Annotated in this window: 25 protein-coding genes and 1 pseudogene; 16 read left to right on the forward strand and 10 right to left on the reverse strand. The window is 65.1% G+C overall.

What is annotated here, in order from left to right:
• Positions 1–56: 56 nt before the first annotated feature.
• A complete protein-coding gene (locus tag BM197_RS13905; RefSeq protein ID WP_090712755.1) occupies positions 57–1,646 on the reverse strand; it encodes an ABC-F family ATP-binding cassette domain-containing protein in 1,590 nt (529 codons plus the stop codon).
• Positions 1,647–1,761: 115 nt separating this feature from the next.
• A complete protein-coding gene (locus tag BM197_RS13910) occupies positions 1,762–2,283 on the reverse strand; it encodes a hypothetical protein (RefSeq protein WP_090712587.1) in 522 nt (173 codons plus the stop codon).
• Between the two features lie 284 nt (positions 2,284–2,567).
• Here BM197_RS13910 and BM197_RS13915 point away from each other — a divergent pair, with 284 nt between their 5' ends.
• Positions 2,568–3,083 carry a CarD family transcriptional regulator gene (locus tag BM197_RS13915; protein ID WP_090712589.1) on the forward strand — a complete coding sequence of 172 codons (516 nt, stop codon included), beginning with the start codon at positions 2,568–2,570 and terminating at the stop codon, positions 3,081–3,083.
• 7 nt (positions 3,084–3,090) lie between these two features.
• Here the strand turns inward: BM197_RS13915 and BM197_RS13920 are convergent.
• Positions 3,091–3,254: pseudogene (locus BM197_RS13920) on the reverse strand (DMT family transporter); the annotation flags it as partial.
• Between the two features lie 95 nt (positions 3,255–3,349).
• On the opposite strand from BM197_RS13920, the gene BM197_RS13925 reads away from it, so the two are divergent.
• The 5 genes from BM197_RS13925 (at position 3,350) to BM197_RS13945 (ending at position 7,357) form a co-directional block, all read left to right on the forward strand.
• A complete protein-coding gene (locus BM197_RS13925) occupies positions 3,350–3,925 on the forward strand; it encodes a GNAT family N-acetyltransferase (protein WP_090712591.1) in 576 nt (191 codons plus the stop codon).
• Between the two features lie 84 nt (positions 3,926–4,009).
• Positions 4,010–5,242: a non-homologous end-joining DNA ligase gene (gene ligD, locus BM197_RS13930; protein ID WP_090712593.1), complete on the forward strand. Its 1,233-nt coding sequence runs from the start codon at positions 4,010–4,012 to the stop codon at positions 5,240–5,242.
• Complete coding sequence (locus BM197_RS13935) at positions 5,239–5,640, forward strand: VOC family protein (RefSeq protein WP_090712595.1); 402 nt, start codon at positions 5,239–5,241, stop codon at positions 5,638–5,640. The genes ligD and BM197_RS13935 overlap by 4 nt, the downstream gene beginning before the upstream one ends.
• Before the next feature lie 93 nt (positions 5,641–5,733).
• A complete protein-coding gene (locus BM197_RS13940) occupies positions 5,734–6,354 on the forward strand; it encodes a dihydrofolate reductase family protein (protein ID WP_090712596.1) in 621 nt (206 codons plus the stop codon).
• Positions 6,355–6,409: 55 nt separating this feature from the next.
• Positions 6,410–7,357, forward strand: coding sequence for an SMP-30/gluconolactonase/LRE family protein (locus BM197_RS13945; RefSeq protein WP_090712598.1), 948 nt, complete (start codon positions 6,410–6,412; stop codon positions 7,355–7,357).
• Between the two features lie 19 nt (positions 7,358–7,376).
• Here BM197_RS13945 and BM197_RS16490 read toward each other — a convergent pair whose 3' ends face one another.
• Complete coding sequence (locus BM197_RS16490; protein WP_218151874.1) at positions 7,377–7,823, reverse strand: SRPBCC family protein; 447 nt, start codon at positions 7,821–7,823, stop codon at positions 7,377–7,379.
• A 165-nt stretch (positions 7,824–7,988) separates the two neighbouring features.
• Between BM197_RS16490 and BM197_RS13955 the strand changes: the two genes are divergently transcribed.
• The 3 genes from BM197_RS13955 (at position 7,989) to BM197_RS13965 (ending at position 10,525) form a co-directional block, all read left to right on the forward strand.
• Positions 7,989–8,804: a hypothetical protein gene (locus BM197_RS13955; protein ID WP_177216846.1), complete on the forward strand. Its 816-nt coding sequence runs from the start codon at positions 7,989–7,991 to the stop codon at positions 8,802–8,804.
• Positions 8,805–8,898: 94 nt separating this feature from the next.
• Positions 8,899–9,378 carry a pyridoxamine 5'-phosphate oxidase family protein gene (locus BM197_RS13960; RefSeq protein ID WP_177216848.1) on the forward strand — a complete coding sequence of 160 codons (480 nt, stop codon included), beginning with the start codon at positions 8,899–8,901 and terminating at the stop codon, positions 9,376–9,378.
• A gap of 736 nt (positions 9,379–10,114) precedes the next feature.
• Complete coding sequence (locus BM197_RS13965; RefSeq protein ID WP_090712605.1) at positions 10,115–10,525, forward strand: hypothetical protein; 411 nt, start codon at positions 10,115–10,117, stop codon at positions 10,523–10,525.
• Between the two features lie 124 nt (positions 10,526–10,649).
• On the opposite strand, the gene ychF is transcribed toward BM197_RS13965, so the two are convergent.
• The gene (gene ychF / locus BM197_RS13970; protein WP_090712607.1) at positions 10,650–11,723 is read right to left on the reverse strand and encodes a redox-regulated ATPase YchF; all 1,074 of its coding nucleotides are present in this window, start codon (positions 11,721–11,723) and stop codon (positions 10,650–10,652) included.
• Positions 11,724–11,729: 6 nt separating this feature from the next.
• Positions 11,730–12,665, reverse strand: a complete 936-nt coding sequence (locus tag BM197_RS13975) for a DMT family transporter (RefSeq protein WP_090712609.1) — start codon at positions 12,663–12,665, stop codon at positions 11,730–11,732.
• A gap of 155 nt (positions 12,666–12,820) precedes the next feature.
• Between BM197_RS13975 and BM197_RS13980 the strand changes: the two genes are divergently transcribed.
• Positions 12,821–14,227, forward strand: coding sequence for a DNA recombination protein RmuC (locus BM197_RS13980; protein ID WP_090712611.1), 1,407 nt, complete (start codon positions 12,821–12,823; stop codon positions 14,225–14,227).
• A gap of 104 nt (positions 14,228–14,331) precedes the next feature.
• Here BM197_RS13980 and glpX read toward each other — a convergent pair whose 3' ends face one another.
• On the reverse strand, positions 14,332–15,315 hold the full coding sequence (glpX, locus tag BM197_RS13985; RefSeq protein ID WP_090712613.1) for a class II fructose-bisphosphatase: 984 nt from the start codon (positions 15,313–15,315) through the stop codon (positions 14,332–14,334).
• Positions 15,316–15,459: 144 nt separating this feature from the next.
• Positions 15,460–16,419, reverse strand: a complete 960-nt coding sequence (locus BM197_RS13990; protein ID WP_090712614.1) for a class II fructose-bisphosphatase family protein — start codon at positions 16,417–16,419, stop codon at positions 15,460–15,462.
• A 94-nt stretch (positions 16,420–16,513) separates the two neighbouring features.
• On the opposite strand from BM197_RS13990, the gene fbaA reads away from it, so the two are divergent.
• On the forward strand, positions 16,514–17,539 hold the full coding sequence (gene fbaA / locus BM197_RS13995) for a class II fructose-bisphosphate aldolase (protein WP_090712616.1): 1,026 nt from the start codon (positions 16,514–16,516) through the stop codon (positions 17,537–17,539).
• 83 nt (positions 17,540–17,622) lie between these two features.
• Here the strand turns inward: fbaA and BM197_RS14000 are convergent, their stop codons facing one another.
• Both BM197_RS14000 and BM197_RS14005 read right to left on the reverse strand, forming a co-directional pair.
• Positions 17,623–18,162 carry a DUF6264 family protein gene (locus BM197_RS14000; RefSeq protein ID WP_090712618.1) on the reverse strand — a complete coding sequence of 180 codons (540 nt, stop codon included), beginning with the start codon at positions 18,160–18,162 and terminating at the stop codon, positions 17,623–17,625.
• The gene (locus BM197_RS14005) at positions 18,159–19,193 is read right to left on the reverse strand and encodes a 4-hydroxy-3-methylbut-2-enyl diphosphate reductase (RefSeq protein WP_090712620.1); all 1,035 of its coding nucleotides are present in this window, start codon (positions 19,191–19,193) and stop codon (positions 18,159–18,161) included. The genes BM197_RS14000 and BM197_RS14005 overlap by 4 nt, the downstream gene beginning before the upstream one ends.
• 58 nt (positions 19,194–19,251) lie before the next feature.
• On the opposite strand from BM197_RS14005, the gene xseA reads away from it, so the two are divergent.
• Genes xseA through BM197_RS14030 form a run of 5 tightly spaced genes read left to right on the forward strand, consistent with a single transcriptional unit; the run spans position 19,252 to position 23,488 of the window.
• Complete coding sequence (gene xseA / locus BM197_RS14010; RefSeq protein WP_090712622.1) at positions 19,252–20,517, forward strand: exodeoxyribonuclease VII large subunit; 1,266 nt, start codon at positions 19,252–19,254, stop codon at positions 20,515–20,517.
• A gap of 9 nt (positions 20,518–20,526) precedes the next feature.
• Positions 20,527–20,760: an exodeoxyribonuclease VII small subunit gene (locus tag BM197_RS14015; RefSeq protein WP_090712624.1), complete on the forward strand. Its 234-nt coding sequence runs from the start codon at positions 20,527–20,529 to the stop codon at positions 20,758–20,760.
• Positions 20,757–21,410 carry a DUF4245 domain-containing protein gene (locus BM197_RS14020; RefSeq protein WP_090712626.1) on the forward strand — a complete coding sequence of 218 codons (654 nt, stop codon included), beginning with the start codon at positions 20,757–20,759 and terminating at the stop codon, positions 21,408–21,410. The genes BM197_RS14015 and BM197_RS14020 overlap by 4 nt, the downstream gene beginning before the upstream one ends.
• The gene (locus tag BM197_RS14025) at positions 21,410–22,063 is read left to right on the forward strand and encodes a carbonic anhydrase (protein ID WP_090712627.1); all 654 of its coding nucleotides are present in this window, start codon (positions 21,410–21,412) and stop codon (positions 22,061–22,063) included. Before BM197_RS14020 ends, BM197_RS14025 begins: the two co-directional genes overlap by 1 nt.
• Before the next feature lie 27 nt (positions 22,064–22,090).
• Positions 22,091–23,488, forward strand: coding sequence for a class II fumarate hydratase (locus tag BM197_RS14030; protein WP_090712629.1), 1,398 nt, complete (start codon positions 22,091–22,093; stop codon positions 23,486–23,488).
• Positions 23,489–23,541: the final 53 nt, after the last annotated feature.

Consider the following 23,541-nt stretch of genomic DNA (forward strand, 5'->3'; position numbering starts at 1 on the left):
GCGTTTCAGGTGTTCTAGCGTCACCGGAAGGCGCGGATGCCGCGGGGACGGGCGCCTTACGCCGCGCGGACCTCGATCTCGCCTGGCTCCGCACCGTCGAGTCCGAAGACGAGTTTGCGGTTGGCGACCTTGTCGCTGAAGAACCGGTCGTGGCTCACGACGACGACGGCGCCGGGGAAATGCACAAGCGCCCGTTCCATGACCTGGGTGCTGGGCATGTCGAGGTGGTTGGTGGGCTCGTCCAGGATCAGTACGGATGCTCCGGACAGCAGGCACTGCGCCATAGCCACCCGGGCCCGCTGCCCGCCGGACAGGTTGCCGATCCGCTGCTTGAGGTCGGCCTCGGAGAACTGGAACATCGACAGGAACCGGCCGACCGACTTTCGAGTGGCCGCGAAGGCGAGGCTGCCCGGCGCCGCGTTCACCGCGTGGGTAATGGTGTCATCGTCGTCGAGGTCTGCGAGCATCTGGTTGTACGAGACGACGCCCGCCCCCTTCGCCCAGATCGCTTCCCCGGAGTCTGCCTTCTCCTCCCCGGTCAGAACGCGCAACAGCGTCGACTTGCCGCTTCCGTTCGCCCCGACCACGACGATACGGTTGCCGCGGCGGATCTCGAACGTCAGGTCGGAGAAAAGGACGTTGTCGCCGTAGGACTTCGAGAGGCCGGTGACCCTGCAGAGCACGTCCTTGACGTGCAGTCCGCCGTAGATCTCGGTGATGATCTGGTCAACCGGGCGGGGAGCACGTGCCTTCCTGATGCCGGAGAGCTTCTTGTCGAGTCCCCTGTTCGCCGCCTTCGCGGCGGCCCGCCGGTCCGCGATCCCCTCGGCCTCGAACGCCAGGAGTTCGGACTCGTGCACGAACTGCTGTTCGAGCGTCTTCAACCGGAACTGCTTCTGCACCACGTATTCGGCGAAGTTGCCCGGGTATTCGTGCAGGTGGAAGTTCTCCACCTCGACGATGCGGGTGACAACCGAGTCCAGGAAGGTGCGGTCGTGCGAGACGATGATCGCGGCACCGCGGAAGTCGCGGAACCAGGCTTCGAGCCATTCGACTCCGGCGACGTCGAGGAAGTTCGTCGGTTCGTCGAGAAGCAGAACGTCGGGCCGCTCCAACACAATCTTGGCGAGCGCTGCGCGGTTGCGCCAGCCACCGGACAGGTCGTCGATCGGGCAGGTCCGGCGGTCGTCGTCGAAACCGAGCCGGGTCAGTGCTTCGTCGATGCGGCGCGGGTAGTCCCAGCCGTCGAGCCGGTCCATCTCCTCGAACAGCGCCCCCTGGCGGCTGATCAGCGTGTTGAGGTCCGCCGTCGGATCGGCGGCGATGGCCGCGTCGATTGACGCCAGTTCTGCCTCGACCGCCCGGATCTCACCGAACACGTCATCGAGAACGTCGTTGATCGTCGCAGTGCCGTCGAGCTCGGAGAACTGCGAGAAATACCCGATTCGGATGCCGTCTTCGACTGACAGCGTGCCAGCATCCGCCGCCACCTGCCCGAGGATCAGCTTAATCAGCGTTGTCTTGCCTGACCCGTTGCGGCCGATCAAACCGACCCGGTCGCCCGTTTCGAGCCGAAAGAACGCTTCACGAAGCACCGGGGCGTTGTCGAATCGCACGCTGACGTCGTTCAGTCGGATCAGGCTCATGCCGGTCTTCTCCTCAAGGATCGTGTCGTTGAGGAGGTACCTGAACGCTGGAGCATATCCACCGTAGCTGAACAAGGCGTGCCCGGTGCCGTGATCCGCTACGGAATTCTTTGCCTCAGTGAATGAACACCTTGAGCAGGATCATCGCGACACCCATCGCGGCCGTCGCCAGACTGCTGAGAATGCGGACAGGCCAACTATTTCCGTGGGCGGCAGCGACGTGGTAGCCGATCCCAGCGAGGATGGCGACGCCGAGCCACAGCGCGACCCACACAGCGACATCGTCCGGGATCGCCTCGAGCGCGCCCAGGAGAAGCGCAATCGATGGAGCGATGGCGGCGGTCAGAAATCCGACGGAGCGGCGGAGTGCACGTCGGAAAGCCGCACGAAGCGACATCTCGTCCCCTTCTACGGCGTGGTAGTCGGCTACCGTCCCTGCGTAGAGGTGAGCGATCCAGAAAACAACAACGGTGCCCAGCACCAGCTGCAATGTCTCCCACGAGGTTGCGCCGTACCCGCGGGAGACAACGATCATCCCGCAGACGAGAACGGTCCCGTAGACCGACTCCTCGGTGATGAATTCCACTTTGGGAGTCGCTTCCACCTGCCCGCTGTTCCGCTGCGTCGTATCGTTCATCGCGGGCTCACAATACCTGGCGGGCGCGGCCGGCGAATCATCCGGAACGGGTGACCGACCCCGCGGAATGTCGGGGCGATGTGAGATAATTGACTCAGCCAAGCTTGCGGCTCCAGAAGGCCCCACCCGTGTGGGAATCTTTTGTCCGTGCGCCCATGTCATCTGGCGAGCGAGAAGTCGCGCGCCAAGCCTTGGGACGACCGTCACCGGACGAATGAATTCACTTTCACGAATCCGGTGGTGTCGAGTGTGGCGCTTCTTGCGCACCCGGAGGTACATCCCCAATGCAGTTTTCTGAAGGCCAGACCGTCGTCTATCCACACCACGGCCCCGCCACCATCACATCGATCTTCTCCCGAACCGTGAAGGGCGTCGAGATCGAATACTTCAAGCTGGAGGTTCACGATTCGGGGCTGTCGGTCAGCGTCCCGGTCGCCAGCGCCGACAGTGTCGGCATGCGCGCTGTCCTCAATGCCACCGAGATGAACGCCCTGTTCGACGTGCTGCGTGCCCCAACGCTCGACGAGGAAACCAAATGGTCCCGTCGGATGAAAGACAATCAGGAGAAGATCCGGCTCGGCGACATCGTGACCGTCGCGAGTGTGGTTCGCGATCTGACGCGGCGGAACGACGACAAGGGCCTCTCGCTGGCGGAGCGCGATCTGCTGCGGCACGCACAGAGGCCGCTCGTGACCGAGATTGCTCTCTCGCTCGGAATCGACTACCCGGCAGCCGAGCTGGCACTCCACGAAGCCCTGGCAGGCAATGCAGGGGCGGGGACGGGAACAGCCGCCGCCTGACATCTCGTCAGTGCGTTTCGTCGACGAGTTTGAGCCCGACGATGCATCCGACGAGCCCGAGCAGGAGGGCGATCTTGACCCAGGAAATGCTCGCGTCTCCCGTGATCATCGACCATGGGAGGTGAGCGCAGCTCCGATGCCCACCCACACCGCATAGGCGGTGCCGATCGAGGTTGCAGCGGCAGCCGCCGGGGAATGCTTCGCGTCCGCACTGATGGGTGTCACGATGAACCCGCGGAGATGAGCAAGGAGCGAAGGCGGATGTCATGACTCTCGACGTGAGACCGGCCCACGACTTCGACGGCATGGCAACGCTGCTGGGCCCGCAAAACCCCCAGTCGTCGGTGTGCTGGTGTCTTTCGTGGCGGCTGAGCTCGAAAGAGAACCGGGAACTGATGGGGACCGCCAGGGCAGACAAGGTACGGGAACTGTGCGCGCGGGAGTTGGCGCCGGGAGTACTCGCGTACCTCGGCGACGAACCGGTCGGATGGGCCGGCATTGCCCCCCGTTCAGAGCTTCACCCGATCGAGCACTCGCGGCGCATTCCACACATCGACGACCTTCCGGCGTGGTCGCTTTGGTGCATCCGGGTTCGGCCCGGGTTCCGCAAGCAAGGAGTCACGCAGGCGCTCATCCGCGGTGCCGTCGACTATGCCCGCGGGCGAGGGGCGCCGGTGGTCGAGGGTTATCCGGTCGACAACGACGGAGAGCGGGTCGACCAGACCATGGCCTTCGTCGGTACCCGCAGCATGTTCGAACGGGCCGGGTTCACGAAAGCCGCGGACACTGACTCCGTATCAGGTGGCTTTCCCCGCATCGTCATGCGCAAGATGCTCGCCTGACGTCGCGTCCGCTGTACCCCGCTTGCACCATTTGTCCGCGCCGGGGGCTGCCGCGCTTGCGCCGCCGGCACTACGGTGGGGCTCATGACTCCGACGAAGAGCCAGGCAGCGGTGCTGGAAATCGGCGACCGCGAGGTGCAGATCTCGAATCCCGACAAAGTCGTGTTCCCCGAGCGGGACCTGACGAAGCTCGATCTGGTGCAGTACTACCTGGCTGTCGCCGACGGCGCAGTTCGCGGTGTCGCTGGGAGGCCCATGGTTCTCAAGCGCTTCGTGAAGGGCATTTCCCAGGAGGCGTTCTTCCAGAAACGCGCTCCCGAGAAGCGCCCGGAATGGATCGACACCGCCACACTGCAGTACGCGTCAGGCAACTCGGCCGAGGAGGTCGTCGTTCGGGATGCCGCGGCGCTGGCCTGGGTGGTGAACCTCGGCTGTATCGACCTCAATCCGCACCCCGTGCGGGCGGAAGACCTCGAGCACCCGGACGAACTCCGGGTGGACCTGGACCCGATGCCAGGCGTTGAGTGGCGCCAGATCGTCGATGTCGCCATGATCGCCCGGGAGGTCCTCACCGACCATGGACTCGTCGGATGGCCGAAAACATCCGGTTCACGCGGCATGCACATCTATGCACGGATCGAGCCGCGCTGGGGTTTCCGCGACCTTCGGCTTGCCGCCGAGGCACTCGCCCGAGAGGTTGAACGACGGGCCCCTGGCCTCGCTACAGCGAAGTGGTGGAAAGAGGAGCGCGGCGAAAGCGTGTTCGTCGACTTCAATCAGAATGCGAAGGACCGCACCGTCGCGTCTGCGTACTCGGTGCGGGCACTGCCGGATGCCCGGGTGTCGACGCCGCTTGATTGGGATGAAGTACCAGGATGCCGGCCGGAGGAATTCACCGTGCGTTCGGTGATCGAGCGCTTCAAGGACCGTGGCGACCCGGCATCCGGAATCGACGATGCGGCCGGAAGCCTGGACGGACTCCTCGGCCTGGCCAAAGAGCTGGGTCCGGCCGAGAAACCGCCGAAGTCATCAGACGGCTCGGGAAGGCGGGCGTCGACGATGCCGCTTCTTGAGATCGCTCGAGCGAAGACGAAGCCTGAGGCCCTCGAAGGGCTCGAGCGGTGGAAGTCGAAGCATCCGGATGTCGTGAAGCTGCTTGAGCCGGCCGACGTCCTGGTTGACGGGATGCGGGGCTCCAGTTCGCTCTGGTACCGGATCAGGGTGAACCTCCAACACGTTCCCGAGGGTGAGCGGCCCGAGCAAGCAGAACTCGAGGTCGACTACGACCCGTGGGCAGGAAGGAACTGGGCGACATGACCTCGCCACAAATCTATGTGAGCTTCCCCGGCACGGCGCGTTCAGCGCTGGGCTTCTATGCGGATGTTTTCGGCGGAGAGCTCTCGCTGCATACCTACGAAGAGTTCGGCCGCAACGACGGCCCGCCAGACGCCATCGCCCACGGTGTGCTCACTGGTGTGGTCGGGCTGGCGGGATCGGATGCTGCAGCGGGCGAGAATACCGTTCTGCTCCAGGGCGTAATGCTCTCGTTGCTTGGGAGTGCGGAACCGGACGTTCTCCATCAGTGGTTCGATGACCTCGCTGAGGGAGGGCGGGTGGTCGATCCGCTCGCCGCGAAGCCATGGGGCGCCTCGGATGGTCAGGTGATCGACCGTCATGGACTTCACTGGCTCATCGGGTACGAACCGGCGGAGTGAGCAGGCCAGCTGCATCCGGTTGACAAGCTCGATTGCGAGTGGCCAGCATATTGCCACGTGAGGCGATAGCGCCGCGGTGAAAAGGAGATCCCCATGGCCGGTCGGATCCACATCGACCACTTCACCACCCTCGACGGAGTCGCCCAGGCCCCAGGCGGCCGCGAAGAGGATGCCGAGAACGGATTCGCGTTCGGCGGATGGCAAGCGCCCCTGATCGACAAGACCGTCGGCGAGCAGGTGGACGAAGGCATTCAGGCGATGGACGCGCTGTTGCTGGGACGGCGCACCTACGACATCTTCGCCTCGTACTGGCCGAACCAACTCGACGGGCCCGACGCCGGAATCGCACGCAAGTTCGACGCCATTCCCAAGTACGTCGCGTCCCGCGGCACCCCGGACCTCAACTGGCGCGACTCGCACCAGCTCGGCAGGGACCTCCCTGCGGAGCTCTCCGCGCTGCGCGAGCGGCACCAGGAGATCCACGTGATCGGCAGCATCGACTTCTCACGCACCCTCCTCGCGGACGGCATGTTCGACCAGCTGAACCTGTGGGTATATCCCATCGTCGTCGGCCCGGGCAAACGTTTGTTCCCCGACGACGGGCCACCCGCATCCCTCGAATTAATCGAGGCGGGAGCTGCTTCAGAGAAGGGAGCGATCCTCCTGCGCTATGGGTGGAAGGGCTCCACACCGGAGACGGGCGACATGACCTGACTCGACGGCTCGGTCGGACCCTTGACGGTCCCGCAAGCCTGAGTAGCATAACGGCATGTCCGGTCGCATCGTCGCACGCACACTGTCCGCCGCCGCACTTGGAGCGCTTCTGATTGTCTCAGGATCGCCCGCGGTCTTCGCCGCACCGCAGTCTCCGCCCGGGCACTTCGAGGACGTGATCGCGCTACCCGACGGGTTCCAACCCGAGGGGATCGCGATCGGCCATCACGCCACCGGCTACGTCGGATCCCTCGCCGACGGCGACATCTACGTCTTCAACGTGCGCACGGGCGAGGAGATTCGGACGCTCGAGGGTCCTGGCACTCCGTCGGTCGGCCTGAAGATCGACAAACGCGGGCGGCTGTTCATCGCGGGCGGCCCGACAGGTGAGGCGCGTGTTGTCGATGCGACCACCGGACAGCTCCTTGCGAGCTACACCTTCAGCGATGCGCCGACGTTCGTGAACGACGTCGTCCTGACCCGCGACGCCGCATGGTTCACCGACAGTCAGCAGGCACAGCTCTACAAACTCCCGTTTGGACCGGGCGGCGCTCTTCCTGAACCGGATGCCGTCGAGGTACTCCCCCTGTCCGGCGAGTGGATGCAGCAGGAAGGCTTCAACGCCAACGGCATTGAGGAAACCACGAACCACCGGGCGCTCTTCGTGATCCAGTCGTCCACCGGACTCCTGTTCCGTGTCGATCCGGAATCCGGCGGCGCCACGGTCGTCGATCTGGGTGGAGACCTCCTTACCAACGGCGACGGTCTGCTGGTCGTGGGTCGAACCCTGTATGTAGTCCAGAACGTGTTGAACACAGTCGCCGTCGTCCGTCTCAACACAGACGGGACCAGTGGCGAACTCGTCGATCAGCTCACCGACCCGGACTTCCAGGTGCCGACGACGGTCGCGAAATTCGGTAAGTGGCTCTACCTCCCGAACGCGCGCTTCGGCACTCCCCCAACTCCCGCCACCGAGTACTCGGTCGTGCGGATCGAGCGGTGATTCGATCAGCCGCCCAGGGTCACGCGGTTTCGCAGGCTCGCTTCAGGTCGACCAGGTCCTGGTGCAGTGCTTTCCTGGCCGCACCGGCGAACAACGCGCCGAGAATTCCGGCGAGGCGCGCGCCCACGGTCAGCGGGGTTCCCTCGAACGTCATGTCGACGCGAGTGCCGTTGCCTTCCGGCGTAAAGCGGTACTCGCTGCGATAGTGCGTTCCGCGAGATTCCGCCTCAGCGACGTACGAAACGTCCTGCTCGTACCCGGTGACCCACATCTCCTCGGTCGCTTCCTTTCCGAACATGGTGCGGGTCTCGCGCCATTTAGTACCCAGGTTCAGCTGTGAGGGGCCCGTGAGGACCTCGATCCTGGTGATCGCGCTCACGTTAGCCGCGGCTTTGTCCAAGTCGCAGAACACAGCGAACACACGTTTGCGATCAGCGTTGATACTGATGCTGTCCTGACTCTTCACGGGCGCTCCTTCACGAGTCCGCCGGTCGCGGCGGGGGTGTACCAACCGTAGCGCCGGTGGGGTGCGTCGAGCAGCAGAGGGCCTCTTCCGTTGAGCAACGCAAGGCAGGCGTGAGACCTTCACCCATTTTTTGCTGTCAAGATTGATGCCGGAAAGGGCAACCACATGGCATCCAGGCACGACGCGGAAATTCTCGAGGCGGAGCTGTTGATTCCTGACCTGCCGAAACTGGTACGGCGATACCCCCGGTCGCTGCCCGCGCCCAAACTCCATGCCCGGTGGCTTGAGGACGAGGGCGTGTCTCTCGCCTTCATCGAGATCGGTGACATTGCGATGCACGTCGAGACCACCGAAGACGACCTGGCCTGGCACCTGCACGTCGGCGGGCACGACGGTCCCCCGCTGGACGGTAGCCCCTGGAATCACAGGACGACAGAGGCCGTACTGCTGTGGATGGAGGAGTTCGCCGGCAAGGTCCACGCCTACCTGGGGATGATCGATGAAGACATCTTCGACGCGATCGACCTCTTTGAAGCGGGCGCGACATCCGCCCAGCTCTCCTCGTCTGGTTTCGACCCCGACGATTGGGCGACGTTCAAGAAGGACGACTTCCTCGTGTTCCGTGTTCCCGCTCCGGGCGAGGCCGAACCCCAGATCTGGACCGGCTCAGGCGATGCATGGCATCTGCATAACGAAGAGCGGGACGGCGACGCGGAGCTGCTGTGGGCGCCGCCCGGCTCCGACGACCCTATCCATTTGGGTGCGGTCATCCTGTCACCCGAGACCGGGTTACCGGCGACATTCGCGAACCCCGGCATCAGCTGGGACGACGTCGGAATGAGCGAGGCCGACGCCATGGACTGGCTCCTGCGCGAACACCGCAACTGCGTCTGGGCGTCCACCATTCACGATGCCCTCACCGAAGAGGTCCTCAACATGCTCGCGGGCTTCAGCTCCCCGGTCCACTCCCCGCACCGGTAAAGGCAGTGCCTCGCCGGCGCGGTGGGATGTTCCGGGTTCCGTCGGAACGTGGGCTGCAGTATTTTGGGCCCATCGCGAGCGCCCAGGAGGCACCATGGCGAAACTGACGACCGATGATGTGTGGCGGGTCCTCGAGAAGCAGAACTTCATGGTGGTGGGCATGGTCTCCGCCCGTGGCCAGGCCCGCACGGCCGGTGTGATGCCGTACACAGTGGACCGCACGCTCTGGTTCACGACGAGCGACGAGCAGTGGAATGCCCGTCACATCGCGGCTCGTCCTGAGGTGTCAGTCACTGTGGCGATTCCGAAACGGGTGCCGCTCCTGCCGTGGATCAAAGTGCCGGCGGCGACGATCACCTTCTCGGGTGTTGCCGAAGTGGTTCCGGCCGGTCGGATGCCGGCGCTTGCACGGAAGGCGCTCACCAAGGGTCTGAAGAACGCGGAAGGGTCGGGCACACTGCTTGGCATCGGAGTCCGGCCGGTTGGTGACTTCATCACCTATGGCGTCGGTGTCCCGGTGGTGAAGATGCTTGACACCCTCGCTGCGCGGGGGCGCGCGCCGAGCGGGGGCTGAACATCGCTTTCTGCACGTTGCCCCTTGCGGACTTTCTGCGTAGATAGTAAGGTGCGACCAAACGTTAGTTCAGGTCTGGGACTGTCGACGGTTCAATTCCGTTCGTGGGTCTCGTAGTTGCATTCGTTCTATCTAGTTTTCTTCGCAGGGCAAACATGCGCGACTTCAGAAATGTGTTTCGCATCTACAAGAAACAGAGGGACTGGAGCAAAGCGCATGTCACGTAAAACTGCCATCGCAGCAACAGCTATAGAGGCAGGCTTCGTGGTCGGGGTCCAGTCCTGAACCAACGTCGGGGACGAACTGGCCTGAAAACGCCCGAGCGCGACAGGCAGCGGTGTGGGTCTGCAGCACCGGTGGCCCAGTAAACACAAGACTTGACGGGGCAACCTACACGTTGAAGCGGAACTCCACCACGTTCCGAAGTCTCCAAACGTCGCGCCTCGGGGGGGTGGGGGGAGTCACGAGTTCCTCGTTCAGCGCGAGCGTGAAACACGGCTATCCTCCGCGCCGAAGATCTCCCGCTGGCCGTCAGTTTGTGAACCAGCGGCCGTACGCCCATGACACTTTCTACCGCTGCGTCCACGCGCTGACCGAGACCGGCAAGGCCGGAGTGCGGTCAGCGGCGGGCTCCGGATCGGCGCGGCCGCCGGCGGTGCGGATGAAAGATTCGGTCCGTAGCCAACCCAATGTCCGAGGCGTAGAGTTTGGTTCGTCAGATACCTAGGAGACGATCATGAACAATGACCAGAGCCGGTCAGCCGCCGAGGAGGAGTTCGTCCTGGCAGTCACGTCCGGGCCGCTTACTGAGATAGCCATCACGGAGGTCGTGGACGGTGACCACGTCGACCTGGCGATCGACGCCGTAGCCATCGATCCTGACACGGGGGACGCCGTTCCGGTTAGCATCGCGCTTAATCCGGACGACTCCGCGTTCGTCGTCAACGTCGCAGGCGTGGAGCGGGTCGTGCCTTTTGTCGAAACTGCCGAGGAGTCCTATAGCGGGAAAGCCGGCGGGATGGAACCGCTGCGCAAGCTGCACGAACTGGCAACCCGGGTCGAGCAAGAAGCCAAGGGCAAGGCCCGCCAGTTGGCCGAAAAGTTCAAACGCCCGCGTGGATCCGGCCCGAGCGAGGCCACCAGTTGAGATTCACAGTCCAATAATCTGGTCCAGCTTTGGATGCGCGAAGACTCCTGCGGTTCGCCCTAGAGCCATTGTCGAATGGCTGAAGGTGCCACTTGGGCTTGAGCTGCGCTAGGCCGGAACTCGATTACACATTGAATCGAAATTCAACCACGTCACCATCGGCCATGACGTAGTCCTTGCCCTCCATGCGGGCCTTGCCCTTGGCGCGGGCCTCCGCAACCGAACCGGTCGCGACGAGGTCCTCGAACGAGATGATCTCAGCCTTGATGAAGCCACGCTCGAAGTCGGTGTGGATGACGCCGGCGGCCTGAGGCGCCTTCGCGCCCTTCGGGATCGTCCAGGCGCGCGTCTCCTTGGGGCCTGCCGTGAGGTAAGTCTGCAGGCCGAGCGTGTCGAAGCCGATCCGCGCGAGCTGGTCGAGACCCGACTCGGTCTGGCCGGTCGACGCCAGCAGTTCGGCGGCATCCTCAGCATCGAGGTCGATGAGTTCCGACTCGAGCTTGGCGTCGAGGAAGATCGCCTTCGCCGGGGCGACGAGCGCGGCCAGTTCGGCGAGCTTCAGGTCGTCCTGCAGCACACCCTCGTCGATGTTGAAGACGTAGATGAACGGCTTCGAGGTGAGCAGGCCGAGTTCGCGGATCGGCTCGAGGTCGAGCCCTGAGCTCGAGAGCGGCTTGCCGGTGTCGAGGTACGCCTTCGCGGCTTCAGCCGTGGTGAGCACGATCGGGTCGAGCTTCTTGCCTTTGACCTCTTTCTCGAAACGCGCCTGCGCCTTCTCGAGGGTCTCCAGGTCGGCGAGGATCAGCTCGGTGTTGATGGTCTCCATGTCGCCGGCAGGGTTCACGGCGCCGTCGACGTGGACCACGTCGTCATCGGAGAATCCCCGAACGACCTGCGCGATGGCATCCGCTTCTCGGATGTTGGCGAGGAACTTGTTGCCGAGCCCCTCCCCCTCACTGGCGCCGCGAACGATGCCGGCGATGTCGACGAACGACACGGCGGCGGGCAGGATACGTTCGCTGCCGAAGATCTCAGCCAGAACGGCGAGGCGCGAGTCGGGCAGGTTCACCACACCGATGTTCGGCTCGATCGTGGCAAACGGGTAGTTTGCCGCGAGCACCGAGTTCTTGGTGAGCGCGTTGAAGAGGGTTGACTTGCCGACGTTAGGAAGGCCGACGATACCGATAGTTAGAGCCACGAGGGTCTATCGTACCGGGCCTACCTCTGAGGCTCTTGCGTCGAACTCGATCTGTGCCCCCGGCGCGACCGGAACGGCGCGCGGCGGGCGGCTGGTCAGCCACACCCCTGCGATCACCAGGGCGCCGCCGAGAAGCTGCACGAGGGTGACCGGCGTGCCCATCAGAATCGCTATCAGGGCGGTGAACACGGGCATAAGGTTCAGGTAGATTCCAGCGCGACCGGCGCCGATCTTCTTCACCGAGATGTTCCAGAGCATGAGGCTCAACACCGACGGGAACAGCCCGATGTACAGCACCCCCCACCACCCGGCGAGGTCGAGTGTGATCGGGCCACCGACGAGCAAGGTAATCGGGGCGAGCACGACGGCGGCCATCACCGATTGCAGCGCTGCGGATGTCACGGGCGCCGTCTTCAGAGTGCGTCCCAGAATCGTGTACGCGGTCCACACGGCCACCGCGCCGAGCATGTAGAGGCCGCCGACGTTGTAGTCGGTGGTGAACACCTCGAGGAGCCGGCCGTCGGTCAGGATGAGGAGCACCCCGAGGAGGGAGATGAGAAGCCCGACGCCGCTGGTGGGTCGAATCCGTTCCCGGACGAGCAGGGCCGCGACCACGGCGATGAGCGCCGGGTTGGTGGCGCCGACGAGCGCGGCGTTGAGCGCGGTGGTGTGCGCGAGCGCCACGTAGCTCAGGAGGCAGAAGGCGACGAGGCCGAGGGCGGCCTGCAGCACGTGCATGGGCCACTCCCGGAGCGCCGCCCGCCAGTCCGGTTTCTCGATCAGGACGGCGAGGACCAGCAAGAACGGTGCGGCGATTGCCCAGCGGATCGCGGTGAGCTGGAGCGGGCTGATGCTTCCGGCGACGAGGTTGCCGACGACGTAGTTGCCGGACCAGAACAGGGTCGCCAGTACGAGGAAGAGGTACACGCGCCACGAAGCCATTACTCGATGGTATCGAGAACAGACGCCTTCGCTGATCGAGTAGCGCAGGAGCGCAGCGAGGCCGCGTATCGAGATCCGCCCGCCCACGGGCCCGGTACGCTGAGCCGCGCTGTGTCGGCTGCGTCCGTGTCGGAGGTGGGTGCGACACTGGCCTCATGGATCCTCTCGCCGCTCTCATACTCGGAGTCCTCCTCGGCGCTCTGCTCGGCGCCCTGGCCACCCTCGTCGTCCTCCGGCGCAGGAAACCCGCGGATGCCGTTGATCCGGTGGTCCAGGCGCGGCATGAATCCGAACTCGCACGCGCGCGGGCATCCGAGGCCGAGCGGCATGCCCAGCTCGCCGAGCTCCTCGCCCGGGCCGAGACCCGCGCTGACGCCCTCCAGGATCGGATCGACGCCCAGCGCGACCAGTATCAGGACCTGGTCGAGCGGCACCGCCGGGAGCGCGAAGAAGAGACCGAACGCGCCCGCTCCGAAAGCCGGGTGTTGCAGGCGCTGGCTCCCGTCCGGGAGAGCCTTCAGGAGATGCAGCAGAAGGTCACCGAACTCGAGACGCAGCGCAGCCGGCAACACGGCGAGCTGGCACAACAGCTGAGGAGCGCAACCGAATCAGAGGAGCGACTCCGCTCGACGGCCGAGTCGCTCGCGGCCGCCCTCAACAACAACTCGACCCGCGGCGTGTGGGGCGAGACCCAGTTGCGCAGCGTCGTCGAAGCGGCCGGCCTGCTGGAACGGGTGAACTTCGACGTACAGTCGAGCATCAGAACAGACAGCGGTGTGGGCCGACCCGACATGGTCGTCTACCTCCCCGGAGGCAAGAGCATCGCCGTGGATGCCAAAGTGCCGTTCAGCTCGTACATCGAGGCAAGCGCGATCCCGCTGACGGCGTCTGAACCCGAACTCGCCCGGCGGGCCCAGCTGATGAAGGCGCACGTGAAGGCTGTTCGCGACCACATCATCGCGCTGGGCAGCAAAACCTACTGGGACGGTCTCGACGCGAGCCCCGAGATGGTCATCGCGTTCATTCCGAGCGAGTCGCTCGTGTCGAGTGCGCTCGAAGCCGACCCGACCATCATGGAGTTCGCATTCAGCAAACGGGTTGCCCTCTCGTCGCCGGTGACGCTCTGGTCGGTGCTGAAGACGGTGGCGTTCAGCTGGCAGCAGGATGTCGTCTCACAGGAGGCGAAGACCCTCTTCGATCTCAGCCGCGAACTCTACGGCCGGCTCGCGACGATGGCTGGGCACATCGACAAGCTCGGCCGGTCGGTGAAGGCGACGGTCAGCGACTACAACCGCTTCGTGGGGTCGCTGGAACGCCAGGTGCTGCCCTCGGCACGCAAGCTCAACGTGCTCGATGAGTCAAAAACCATCCCTGCGCTGCTTCCCCTCGAAGACACCGCCCGCGATCTGGCTGCAGTCGAGCTGGCCAGTGAGCTGGAGCTGGAGCACAGCGGTGGGTTACCGCGTGTTTCCCTCGGTGGCGAAAGCTCGATCCCCGCCGATGTTCGCGAACGCGCCGACGTCCGCGCGCGGTCGACAGCCGAGGTACCTGACGAGCGTTGAGTTGCTCCGTCGATAACGGTTGAACGCAGCGCTTCTCGGTCGATAACGGTTGCAGTTTTTGCCGAACTTCAGCCATTACCGACCGAGGAGGCGGGTAGGAGCGTCTAGAGCCACTTGGCGGCGAGGTGATCCGCTCCGATGCGTCGGATCGTGCCGGACTTGGAGCGCAGAACGACGCTCTGCGTGCGGATGATCGGACCCATGCGACGCACACCGTCGACCAGGCCGCCGTCGGTGACACCCGTCGCCACGAAGAACGTGTTGTCACTGTTGACGAGTTCATCCGCTTCGTAGACGTAGTCCATCTTGAGGCCGGCGTCGATGCCCTTCTGGCGTTCGACGTCATCTTTCGGCGCCATGATGCCCTGGATAAGCCCGCCCAGCGCCTTCACGGCACATGCGGTCACGATTCCTTCGGGGCTGCCGCCGATGCCCACGCACATGTCGATCCGCGTCTCGTAACGGGCGGCGTTGATGCCGCCGGCCACATCGCCATCAAGCATGAGGCGCGTCCCGGCACCGGCCGCACGGACGTCGTCGATCAGCTGCGCATGGCGCGGGCGGTCGAGGATGGCGATCGTCATATCGCCGACGCTCTTGCCCTTGGCCTTCGCCAGGGCACGGATGTTCTCACCGATCGGCTTGCGGATGTCGACGACACCGATGCCCTCCGGGCCGGTGACGATCTTGTCCATGTAGAAGACACTGGATGCGTCGAGCATCGTTCCCCGGTCGGACACCGCGATCACCGAGAGCGCGTTCTGGCGCCCGGCGGCAGTGAGGCTCGTGCCATCGATCGGGTCGACCGCGATGTCGCAGGCCGGGCCGCGGCCGTTGCCGACACGTTCGCCGTTGTACAGCATGGGCGCTTCATCCTTCTCGCCCTCGCCGATGACGACGACTCCGTCGAAGTTCACGGTGCCGAGAAACGCCCGCATCGCATCGACCGCGGCGCCGTCGGCAGCGAGTTTGTCGCCCCGGCCGATGTACGGCGTCGCGCGAATCGCAGCAGCCTCTGTCGCCCGCACCAGTTCGAGGGCGAGGTTGCGGTCGGGGTGGGCGAGCAGGGAAGAAGTGTCGGGGGTCACAATGGTCCTTATCGAAAACGTCTGTGGTTGCGATGGCGGGTTCGCTTGGACGGTTCCAGCCTATCGGCGGGACGCCCGCGGAGCCACGCACCACACAGATGTGCACGCAGCGTTCGCGGCGGGAGGCCGTCGGAGGCGCCCGCTCTACCGCGCGGTTCGGGCCGTCGTCCTCCGGACCACGATCCCCGGACCTGCGCTCCAGGATGACGTGATAGCGCTGGCGCCCTCAACCCGCACACCGGGCAGCACCCGGCCGGCTTCGATCCGGCAGTCGGTGATCGCGGTGAGGAACAGCCAGGCGTCCCCGGCGCACAGGTCGGCAAGCCCGAGGACGCGGCCCGTGTCGAAGCCGGCCGACCTCAGCCGTTCGGCCTCTCGTCGACGCTGGGGCGCGAGACGCGCCTGCATGTGCCCACCGAGGGCCCGAACCGCCGCAGCGGTAAGGACTCCCTCCGGCGCTCCCCCGATGCCGACGACGAGATCGACGGCGGTGCCCGGCTGTGCGGCGAGCAGGCAGCGCTCGACATCGCCGTCGGCGAAGAGGTCCACGCGCGCACCGACGGCACGGGCAGCCGACACGAGTGCCGCGTTGCGCGGCCGGTCCTGCACCGCTACGAGGAGGTCAGAGACGGCAACGCCGCGCGCTTCGGCCATTCTGTCAAGGTTTTCGGCCAGCGGCGCAGTGAGATCGAGTGACGCCCCTGAGGCATCCGTCACCAGCTTCTCCATGTAGTGAGCCGGCCCGATGTCACAGAGCGTGCCGCGTGCTGCGACCGCGAGGACGGCGATCGATCCGGGCAGCCTCTCGGCGGCGAGCCGTGTGCCGTCTACCGGGTCGACGGCGATATCGACGGCCGGTCCTTCACCGGTGCCGAAACGTTCACCGAGGTGAAGCATGGGGGCTTCGTCCTTCTCCCCCTCACCGACCAGCACGAGCCCGTCGACTTCGATTCCCGAGAGCGCGTCGCGGAGCGCGACGACCGCAACACGGTCCACCTCATGTTTGTTGCCCGAGCCGAGGAGGTCGACGGTCGCGAGTGCCGCGCTCCGTGTGGCGCGGGCGAAACCCTCGAGGACGTCGGAGGGAAGGCTGGGTGAGGTCACCGTTCAATCCTGCCTTGTCGCCGCGGCTCCGCCGTTCAGTGGCCGATCGCTACACTGATTCACGAAGACATTCCCATCTCGTCAAGGAGAAGATATGCCCGTCGCAACCCCAGAGCAGTACGCAGAGATGCTTGACACCGCGAAGGCGAAGGGTTTCGCCTATCCCGCGTTCAACGTGTCGAGCTCTCAGACGATCAACTCCGTGCTCCAGGGTCTGACCGAAGCCGGCTCCGACGGCATTATCCAGGTAACCACCGGCGGCGCAGACTACTTCGCCGGCCACACCGTCAAGAACCGTGCTGCGGGCGCCATCGCCTTCGCGAAGTTCGCCACCGAGGTCGCCAAGAACTATCCCGTAACGGTCGCCCTGCACACCGACCACTGCCCGAAGGACGCCCTCGACGGCTTCGTCATGCCGCTCATCGCCGCCTCCGAAGAAGAGGTCAAGGCCGGCCGCAACCCGCTCTTCCAGTCGCACATGTGGGACGGCTCAGCGGTGCCCCTCGACGAGAACCTTGAGATCGCAAAAGAGATGATCAAGCGGACCCGCGGGATCAACGCCATCCTCGAGGTCGAGATCGGCGTCGTCGGCGGCGAAGAGGACGGGGTCAGCCACGACATCAACGAGCACCTGTACACGACCCTCGACGACGCGATCGCAACCGTCGAGGCCCTCGGTCTCGGCGACACGGGCCGGTACATGGCTGCCCTGACCTTCGGCAACGTGCACGGCGTCTACGCCCCAGGCAACGTCAAGCTCAAGCCCGAACTGCTCAAGGAGATCCAGGACGGCATCGCCGCCAAGTACGGCACCTCCGCCAAGCCGCTCGACCTCGTCTTCCACGGCGGATCCGGCTCGACCGACGCCGAGATCGCCGAAGCCGTCGCGAACGGCGTCGTCAAGATGAACATCGACACCGACACGCAGTACGCGTATACCCGCGCGATCGCCGACTACATGCTCAAGAACTACGACGGCGTGCTCAAGGTCGACGGCGCTGTGGGCAACAAGAAGCTGTACGACCCCCGCGCCTGGGGCAAGGTCGCCGAGTCCGCCATGGCCGCCCGGGTCGTCGAGTCGACCCGCCAGCTCGGCTCGGCCGGCCACTCCCGCAGCTGAGCACACACGATTTCATGAGACGGATGCCCCAGCGCGGTCGGGGCATCCGTCTTTTTCGTTGTGGCCTTGTGGCGAGTTAGCGGTCAGCTGGCCCGGTTCACGTATTCGCTGAACGCGGGATCTCCGGCCATGGCGATGGCGATGCAGATGAAGACGGCGATGTTGGCGACCACGCCGAAGACGAGGGGGATCCACCAGGCAACCCGGCCCTTGCCGAGGGCGCGGAACGACAGCCAGGCGGCCAAACCCCAGAGCACCAGCGAGATGGCGAGGGCCGTCCAGCCGAGGGTCGAGCCAAGGGCCGTCGATGTGTAATTCCCAAGCTCAAGCTGCGCGAACGCCGTGTTGATCGAATTCGGCAGGTTGATCAGTGCCGGCAGCGTGAGCAGAATCGTCAACAAACCGATCCCGAGAAGACTCATCGTCGCCAGGCGGTCCGTTGCGCGCCCGACCGGTGCCTTCGAGGTCGGTCCACCCTGCACAGTGATGTGGCTCGTCGGGGACTGCTGGGATTCGACGGGCACCGATTCGGCGTCGTCAAGGGGAACCTTGATCGCCTTGCGCTGTTCCTCAGGGGTCGCGTACTCGCCGAACTCAGGGCGCGGGCGCGGGGCGTCGCTCACGGCCGGTTCCGCCCGCCGAGCGCTCGCTTGTCCTTGGCGCCCTTCAGGTCGGTGCGGAGTTCCTTCGGCAGCGAGAACATCAGGTCTTCCTCAGCCGTCTTCACTTCCTGCACGTCACGGTAGCCGGCCGATGCGAGGCTTTCGAGGACCTCGGTCACCAGCACCTCCGGAACGGATGCCCCGCTGGTCACGCCGACCGTTTCGACGCCGTCGACCCACTCCTGCTTGATCTCGCTCGCGTAGTCGACCCGGTAGGCAGCTTTGGCGCCGTACTCGAGAGCGACCTCCACGAGACGAACCGAGTTGGACGAGTTCGCCGAGCCGACGACGATCACGAGGTCAGCATCCTTCGCGACCTTCTTGATCGCCACCTGGCGGTTCTGGGTAGCGTAGCAGATGTCGTCGCTTGGCGGGTCCTGCAGGTTCGGGAAGCGCGCTCGAAGCCGGCGGACCGTCTCCATGGTCTCGTCCACGCTGAGCGTCGTCTGCGACAGCCAGACAACCTTGTTCGGGTCCTTCACCTGCACGGTGTCGGCTTCGTCGGGGCTGCCGACGAGGGTGGTGTGCTCAGGCGCCTCACCGGCGGTGCCTTCGACTTCTTCGTGGCCTTCGTGGCCGATGAGAAGGATCTCGAAATCATCGCGGGCGAAGCGCACGGCTTCGCGGTGCACCTTGGTCACCAGGGGGCAGGTGGCGTCGATGGCCTGCAGCCCCCGGTCTGCAGCCGCGTTCACCACGGCAGGCGAAACACCGTGCGCGCTGAACACGATGTGTGCTCCCGCGGGGACCTCGTCGACCTCCTCGACGAAGATCGCGCCCTTCGACTCGAGCTCTGACACGACGTGGATGTTATGGACGATCTGTTTGCGCACATAGACCGGCGAACCGTAGTGCTCCAGAGCTTTCTCGACAGCGATGACGGCACGGTCAACACCGGCGCAGTAGCCACGGGGCGCAGCTAACAGCACCCGCTTATGTCCGACCACCGGGGTATCCTTGAGCCTCGAACGCACGCCGGGGATTCTCGGCATGGGCAGGCGAATTGTTGCGTCACTCACGCCTCAATTCTAGGCCGCTGGCTCTGTGCGCATGCTGGACGACCCTAAGGAGAGCAAACGGATGCCGGATTCGCCCGCCACAGCAGAGAATCCGTGGCCCGTTGGACTCCTCGGCGTGAAAATCCGGGACTACATCGACCGCCTCGGCTCGGTCTGGGTCGAAGGAGAGCTTGCCCAGTGGGGAACATCCGCCGGAAACATCTACGGCAAGCTCAAGGACCTCCACCAGGACGCCACGGTGAGCTTCACCATCTGGTCATCCGTGAAAGCACGCATCCCTGCCGATCTGAAGCACGGCGACCGGGTGGTTGCTCTCCTCAAGCCCAACTATTGGGTCAAGGGTGGCACCCTCACGATGCAGGTGCTGCAGATGAAGCACGTCGGACTCGGCGACCTCCTCGAACGGCTTGAACGCCTCCGCACCCAGCTCGCCAGTGAAGGCCTCTTCGACGTTTCCCGTAAAAAGCGGTTGCCGTTCCTCCCCCACTGCATCGGACTGGTCACCGGCAAGGATTCCGACGCCGAGAAAGACGTACTCCGCAACGCCCAGCTGCGCTGGCCCGCGGTCGACTTCCGCATCGTCCACGCCGCGGTGCAGGGCGACCGCACCGTCCCCGAAGTCATCTCAGCGATCAAACGGCTCGACGCCGATCCGGCGGTCGACGTGATCATCGTCGCTCGGGGTGGTGGTGATTTCCAGAACCTCCTGGGCTTCAGTGACGAACGGCTGGTTCGAGCCGCAGCAGCCTGCAGCACTCCTCTCGTCAGCGCCATCGGCCACGAAGCAGACCGACCGCTCCTCGACGACGTCGCCGATTTGCGCGCGTCAACCCCGACGGATGCCGCCAAGCGCGTTGTCCCCGATGTGACCGAGGAGCTCCATCGCATCCACCAGGCCCGGGCACGCCTGGGCTCCCGGCTCGCCACCTACCTGCAGCACGAGACGGCCCGCGTCAGCCAGATGCGGTCGCGGCCCGCCCTCGCCTCAGCCGCCTGGATCGTCGACACCCGGGCGGAGGAACTCACGCGGTATGTCGCGCGCGGCACCGAACTCGTCGAGCGCATTCTTGAGCGGTCCACCCGCGAGATCGGCGACCTGCGTTCCCACCTCCGGGCGCTGTCGCCGCAGCGGACTCTCGATCGAGGCTATGCGATAGCCCAGGGCGTCGACGGTCACGTTCTCCGCTCCGCTTCGGATGCCCCGGCCGGCACCCCCTTCACACTCACCCTCGCCGCCGGGCGGATAGCAGCCCACTCCGACGGTGCGACGGATGAGGCGTTCGCAGACCCCAGATAGGATTGGACCATGCCAGAAACCCGCGAGGTGTCTACCCTCAGCTACGAGGACGCACGGGATGAACTTATCCGCGTTGTGTCGGAACTCGAGCAGGGAGCACCGACCCTGGAACAGTCCCTCGCCCTGTGGGAGCGCGGTGAAGCCCTCGCCCGCCGCTGCGAGGACTGGCTGATCGGAGCGAAGGCCCGGCTCGACGCCGCACGCGCAGCCACTCAGCCAAGCGAGGCGCAACCAGCCGAATGAGTCCCTCACGTCGCCAACCGCGAGTCGTCGCCGAACTCGGCCGCCCCGAAACTCCCCAGGAGACAGCCGACCGCAAGGCCGAGAACTCGCGCAATTACCGCAAGCGCAAGACCGTCAACAATCTCGTCTATTCGTTGCTGGTCTGTGTCGGGCTCGTCCTGATCATCGCCCTTGCGGTGCCGCGGGCCGATAGTTCGCTCGTCGCTGAGGTGGACTACGCCGCCGTCGCCGTCGAGGCGCAGTCCTCGTCGGAACACACCCTCGCGAACCCGGATCTTCCCGGCAGCTGGAGTTCGAACCGAGCCGAAGCCGACAAGAGCGGAGGGGTGTCGTCCTGGAACATCGGCCTGATCACCCCGTCACAGCAATACATCGGCATCACGCAGGGCTTCGACGCCAATGAGACCTGGGTGTCCCAGCAACTGCGCCAGTCGACCGCGTCCTCGACGATCACCGTCGACGGCGTCGAGTGGACGGTCTATGACAACCGTGGGCGTGCAGACATGGGGAACGTGGAGTACGCGCTGACCACCGAATCAGGCGCATCCACCTTCATCGTGTTCGGAACGGCCAGCGACGACGAATTCCTCACCGTGGCATCCGCCCTCGCCGACCAGGTGCTCGCCAACGACTCGAACAGGAGCGAATAATGCCTACCTCCCGTCCAAGCAAAGCCTGGTCTGTGATGTTGCGGGGGAACGCGCGTTTCGTTGCAGGTGAGCCACTCCACCCGCGCCAGGACGTTGAACGCCGCGAGTCGCTCGCTAACCAGCAGCAGCCCGACGTCGTCCTTTTCGGATGCTCCGACTCCCGCCTCGCGGCAGAGATCATCTTCGACAAGGGCCTCGGCGACCTGTTCGTCGTGCGGAACGCGGGCCAGGTCATCTCCGACTCGGTCGTCGGGTCGCTCGAGTACGCCGTGGGCGTCTTGCACGTTCCGCTGATCGTCGTCCTCGGCCACGACCAGTGCGGCGCCGTCCGCGCGGCGATCGACTCGCTCGCACCGGATGCCACGCCGCTGCCCCCTCACATCAATAACCTGATCGAGCAGATCACACCCGCTGTCAAACGGGTTGCGAAAGCCCGGGAGGTCAACCCCTGGGAAGCAGACGCGTTCGAAGTCGGCCGGGAACACCTGCGCCACACGGTCGCCGAACTGCTGGAGCGGTCCGAGATGATCAGCGACGCTGTGGCCGCCGGCATCCTCGGTATCGTCGGAGCGAACTACAAACTGCTCGAGGGGACCGCAGTGCCCGACATCATCGTCGGGAACCTTGAAACCACGTCCACCGGCGCGATGTAGCGCCACCACCCCAGGAGAAGACAAACCGTGTCAGACAACACCGAGTACCGCATCGAACACGACACGATGGGTGAGGTCCGCGTGCCGGCCTCTGCGCTGTACAGCGCACAGACCCAGCGCGCCGTAGAGAACTTCCCGATCTCAGGTGCAGGGCTCGAGTCGGCGCAGATCGCCGCTCTCGCGAGGATCAAGAAGGCTGCGGCCGCCGCGAACGCACAGCTGGGCGTGCTCGACACAGCCATAGCCGAGGCGATCGGCTCTGCGGCAGATGAAGTGATCGCCGGGCGCCACGACGGCCAGTTCCCGATTGACGTCTACCAGACCGGTTCGGGGACGTCCTCGAACATGAACATGAACGAGGTCCTCGCAAGCCTCGCATCCACGCGCCTCGGTTCTCCGGTCCACCCCAACGACCACGTCAACTGCTCACAATCCTCGAACGACGTGTTCCCCACCTCGGTGCACATCGCGGTGACGAGCGCCCTCATCGACGACCTGATTCCGGCACTCGACCACCTCGCTGTGTCGCTGGAGGCGAAGGCAGAGCTGTGGAAGAGTGCCGTGAAATCCGGCCGCACTCACCTGATGGATGCAACGCCCGTTACCCTGGGCCAGGAATTCGGCGGCTACGCCCGCCAGATCCGCCTCGGCATCGAGCGGGTCCGGTCTGCCCTCCCCCGCGTGGCCGAGGTACCACTCGGCGGCACCGCAGTCGGCACCGGCATCAACACCCCCGCGGGCTTCCCGCAGCTCGTCATCCAGCTGCTGGTGGACGACACCGAACTCCCGATCACCGAAGCGGCGGACCACTTCGAGGCGCAGGCCAACCGGGACGGCCTCGTCGAGGCATCCGGCGCGCTGCGGACCATCGCGGTGAGCCTCACGAAGATCTGCAACGACCTCCGCTGGATGGGTTCAGGCCCCAACACCGGACTCGGCGAACTGCACATCCCCGACCTCCAGCCGGGCTCGTCGATCATGCCCGGCAAGGTCAACCCGGTGATCCCGGAGGCCGTGCTCATGGTCTGCTCACGGGTCATCGGAAACGACGCAACGATCGCGTGGGGCGGAGCATCCGGCTCATTCGAACTCAACGTGCAGATCCCGGTGATGGGAACGGCGTTGCTCGAGTCGATCCGCCTGCTCGCGAATGCCTCCCGCGTGCTCGCAGACAAGACCATCGACGGCCTCGAGGCGAACCTCGAGCGTGCGGCGGCCCTGGCCGGCATGTCGCCGTCGATCGTCACCCCGCTCAACAAGATCATCGGCTACGAGAAGGCAGCGAAGATCGCCAAGCACGCCGTCGCCGAAGGAATCACCGTACGCGAAGCCGTCGTGAGCCTCGGGTTCGTTGAACGCGGCGACATCACCGAAGAACAGCTCGACAGCGCCCTTGATCTGCTGTCGATGACGCACCCCGGCTAAGCCCACTCCGAGTTGCCCGGTTTGCCGGGTCCTGTTCGCGCAGGACCCGGCAA

It is taken from the genome of Mycetocola miduiensis, assembly GCF_900115155.1.
In the GTDB taxonomy this organism is placed as follows: Bacteria; Actinomycetota; Actinomycetes; order Actinomycetales; family Microbacteriaceae; genus Mycetocola_A; species Mycetocola_A miduiensis.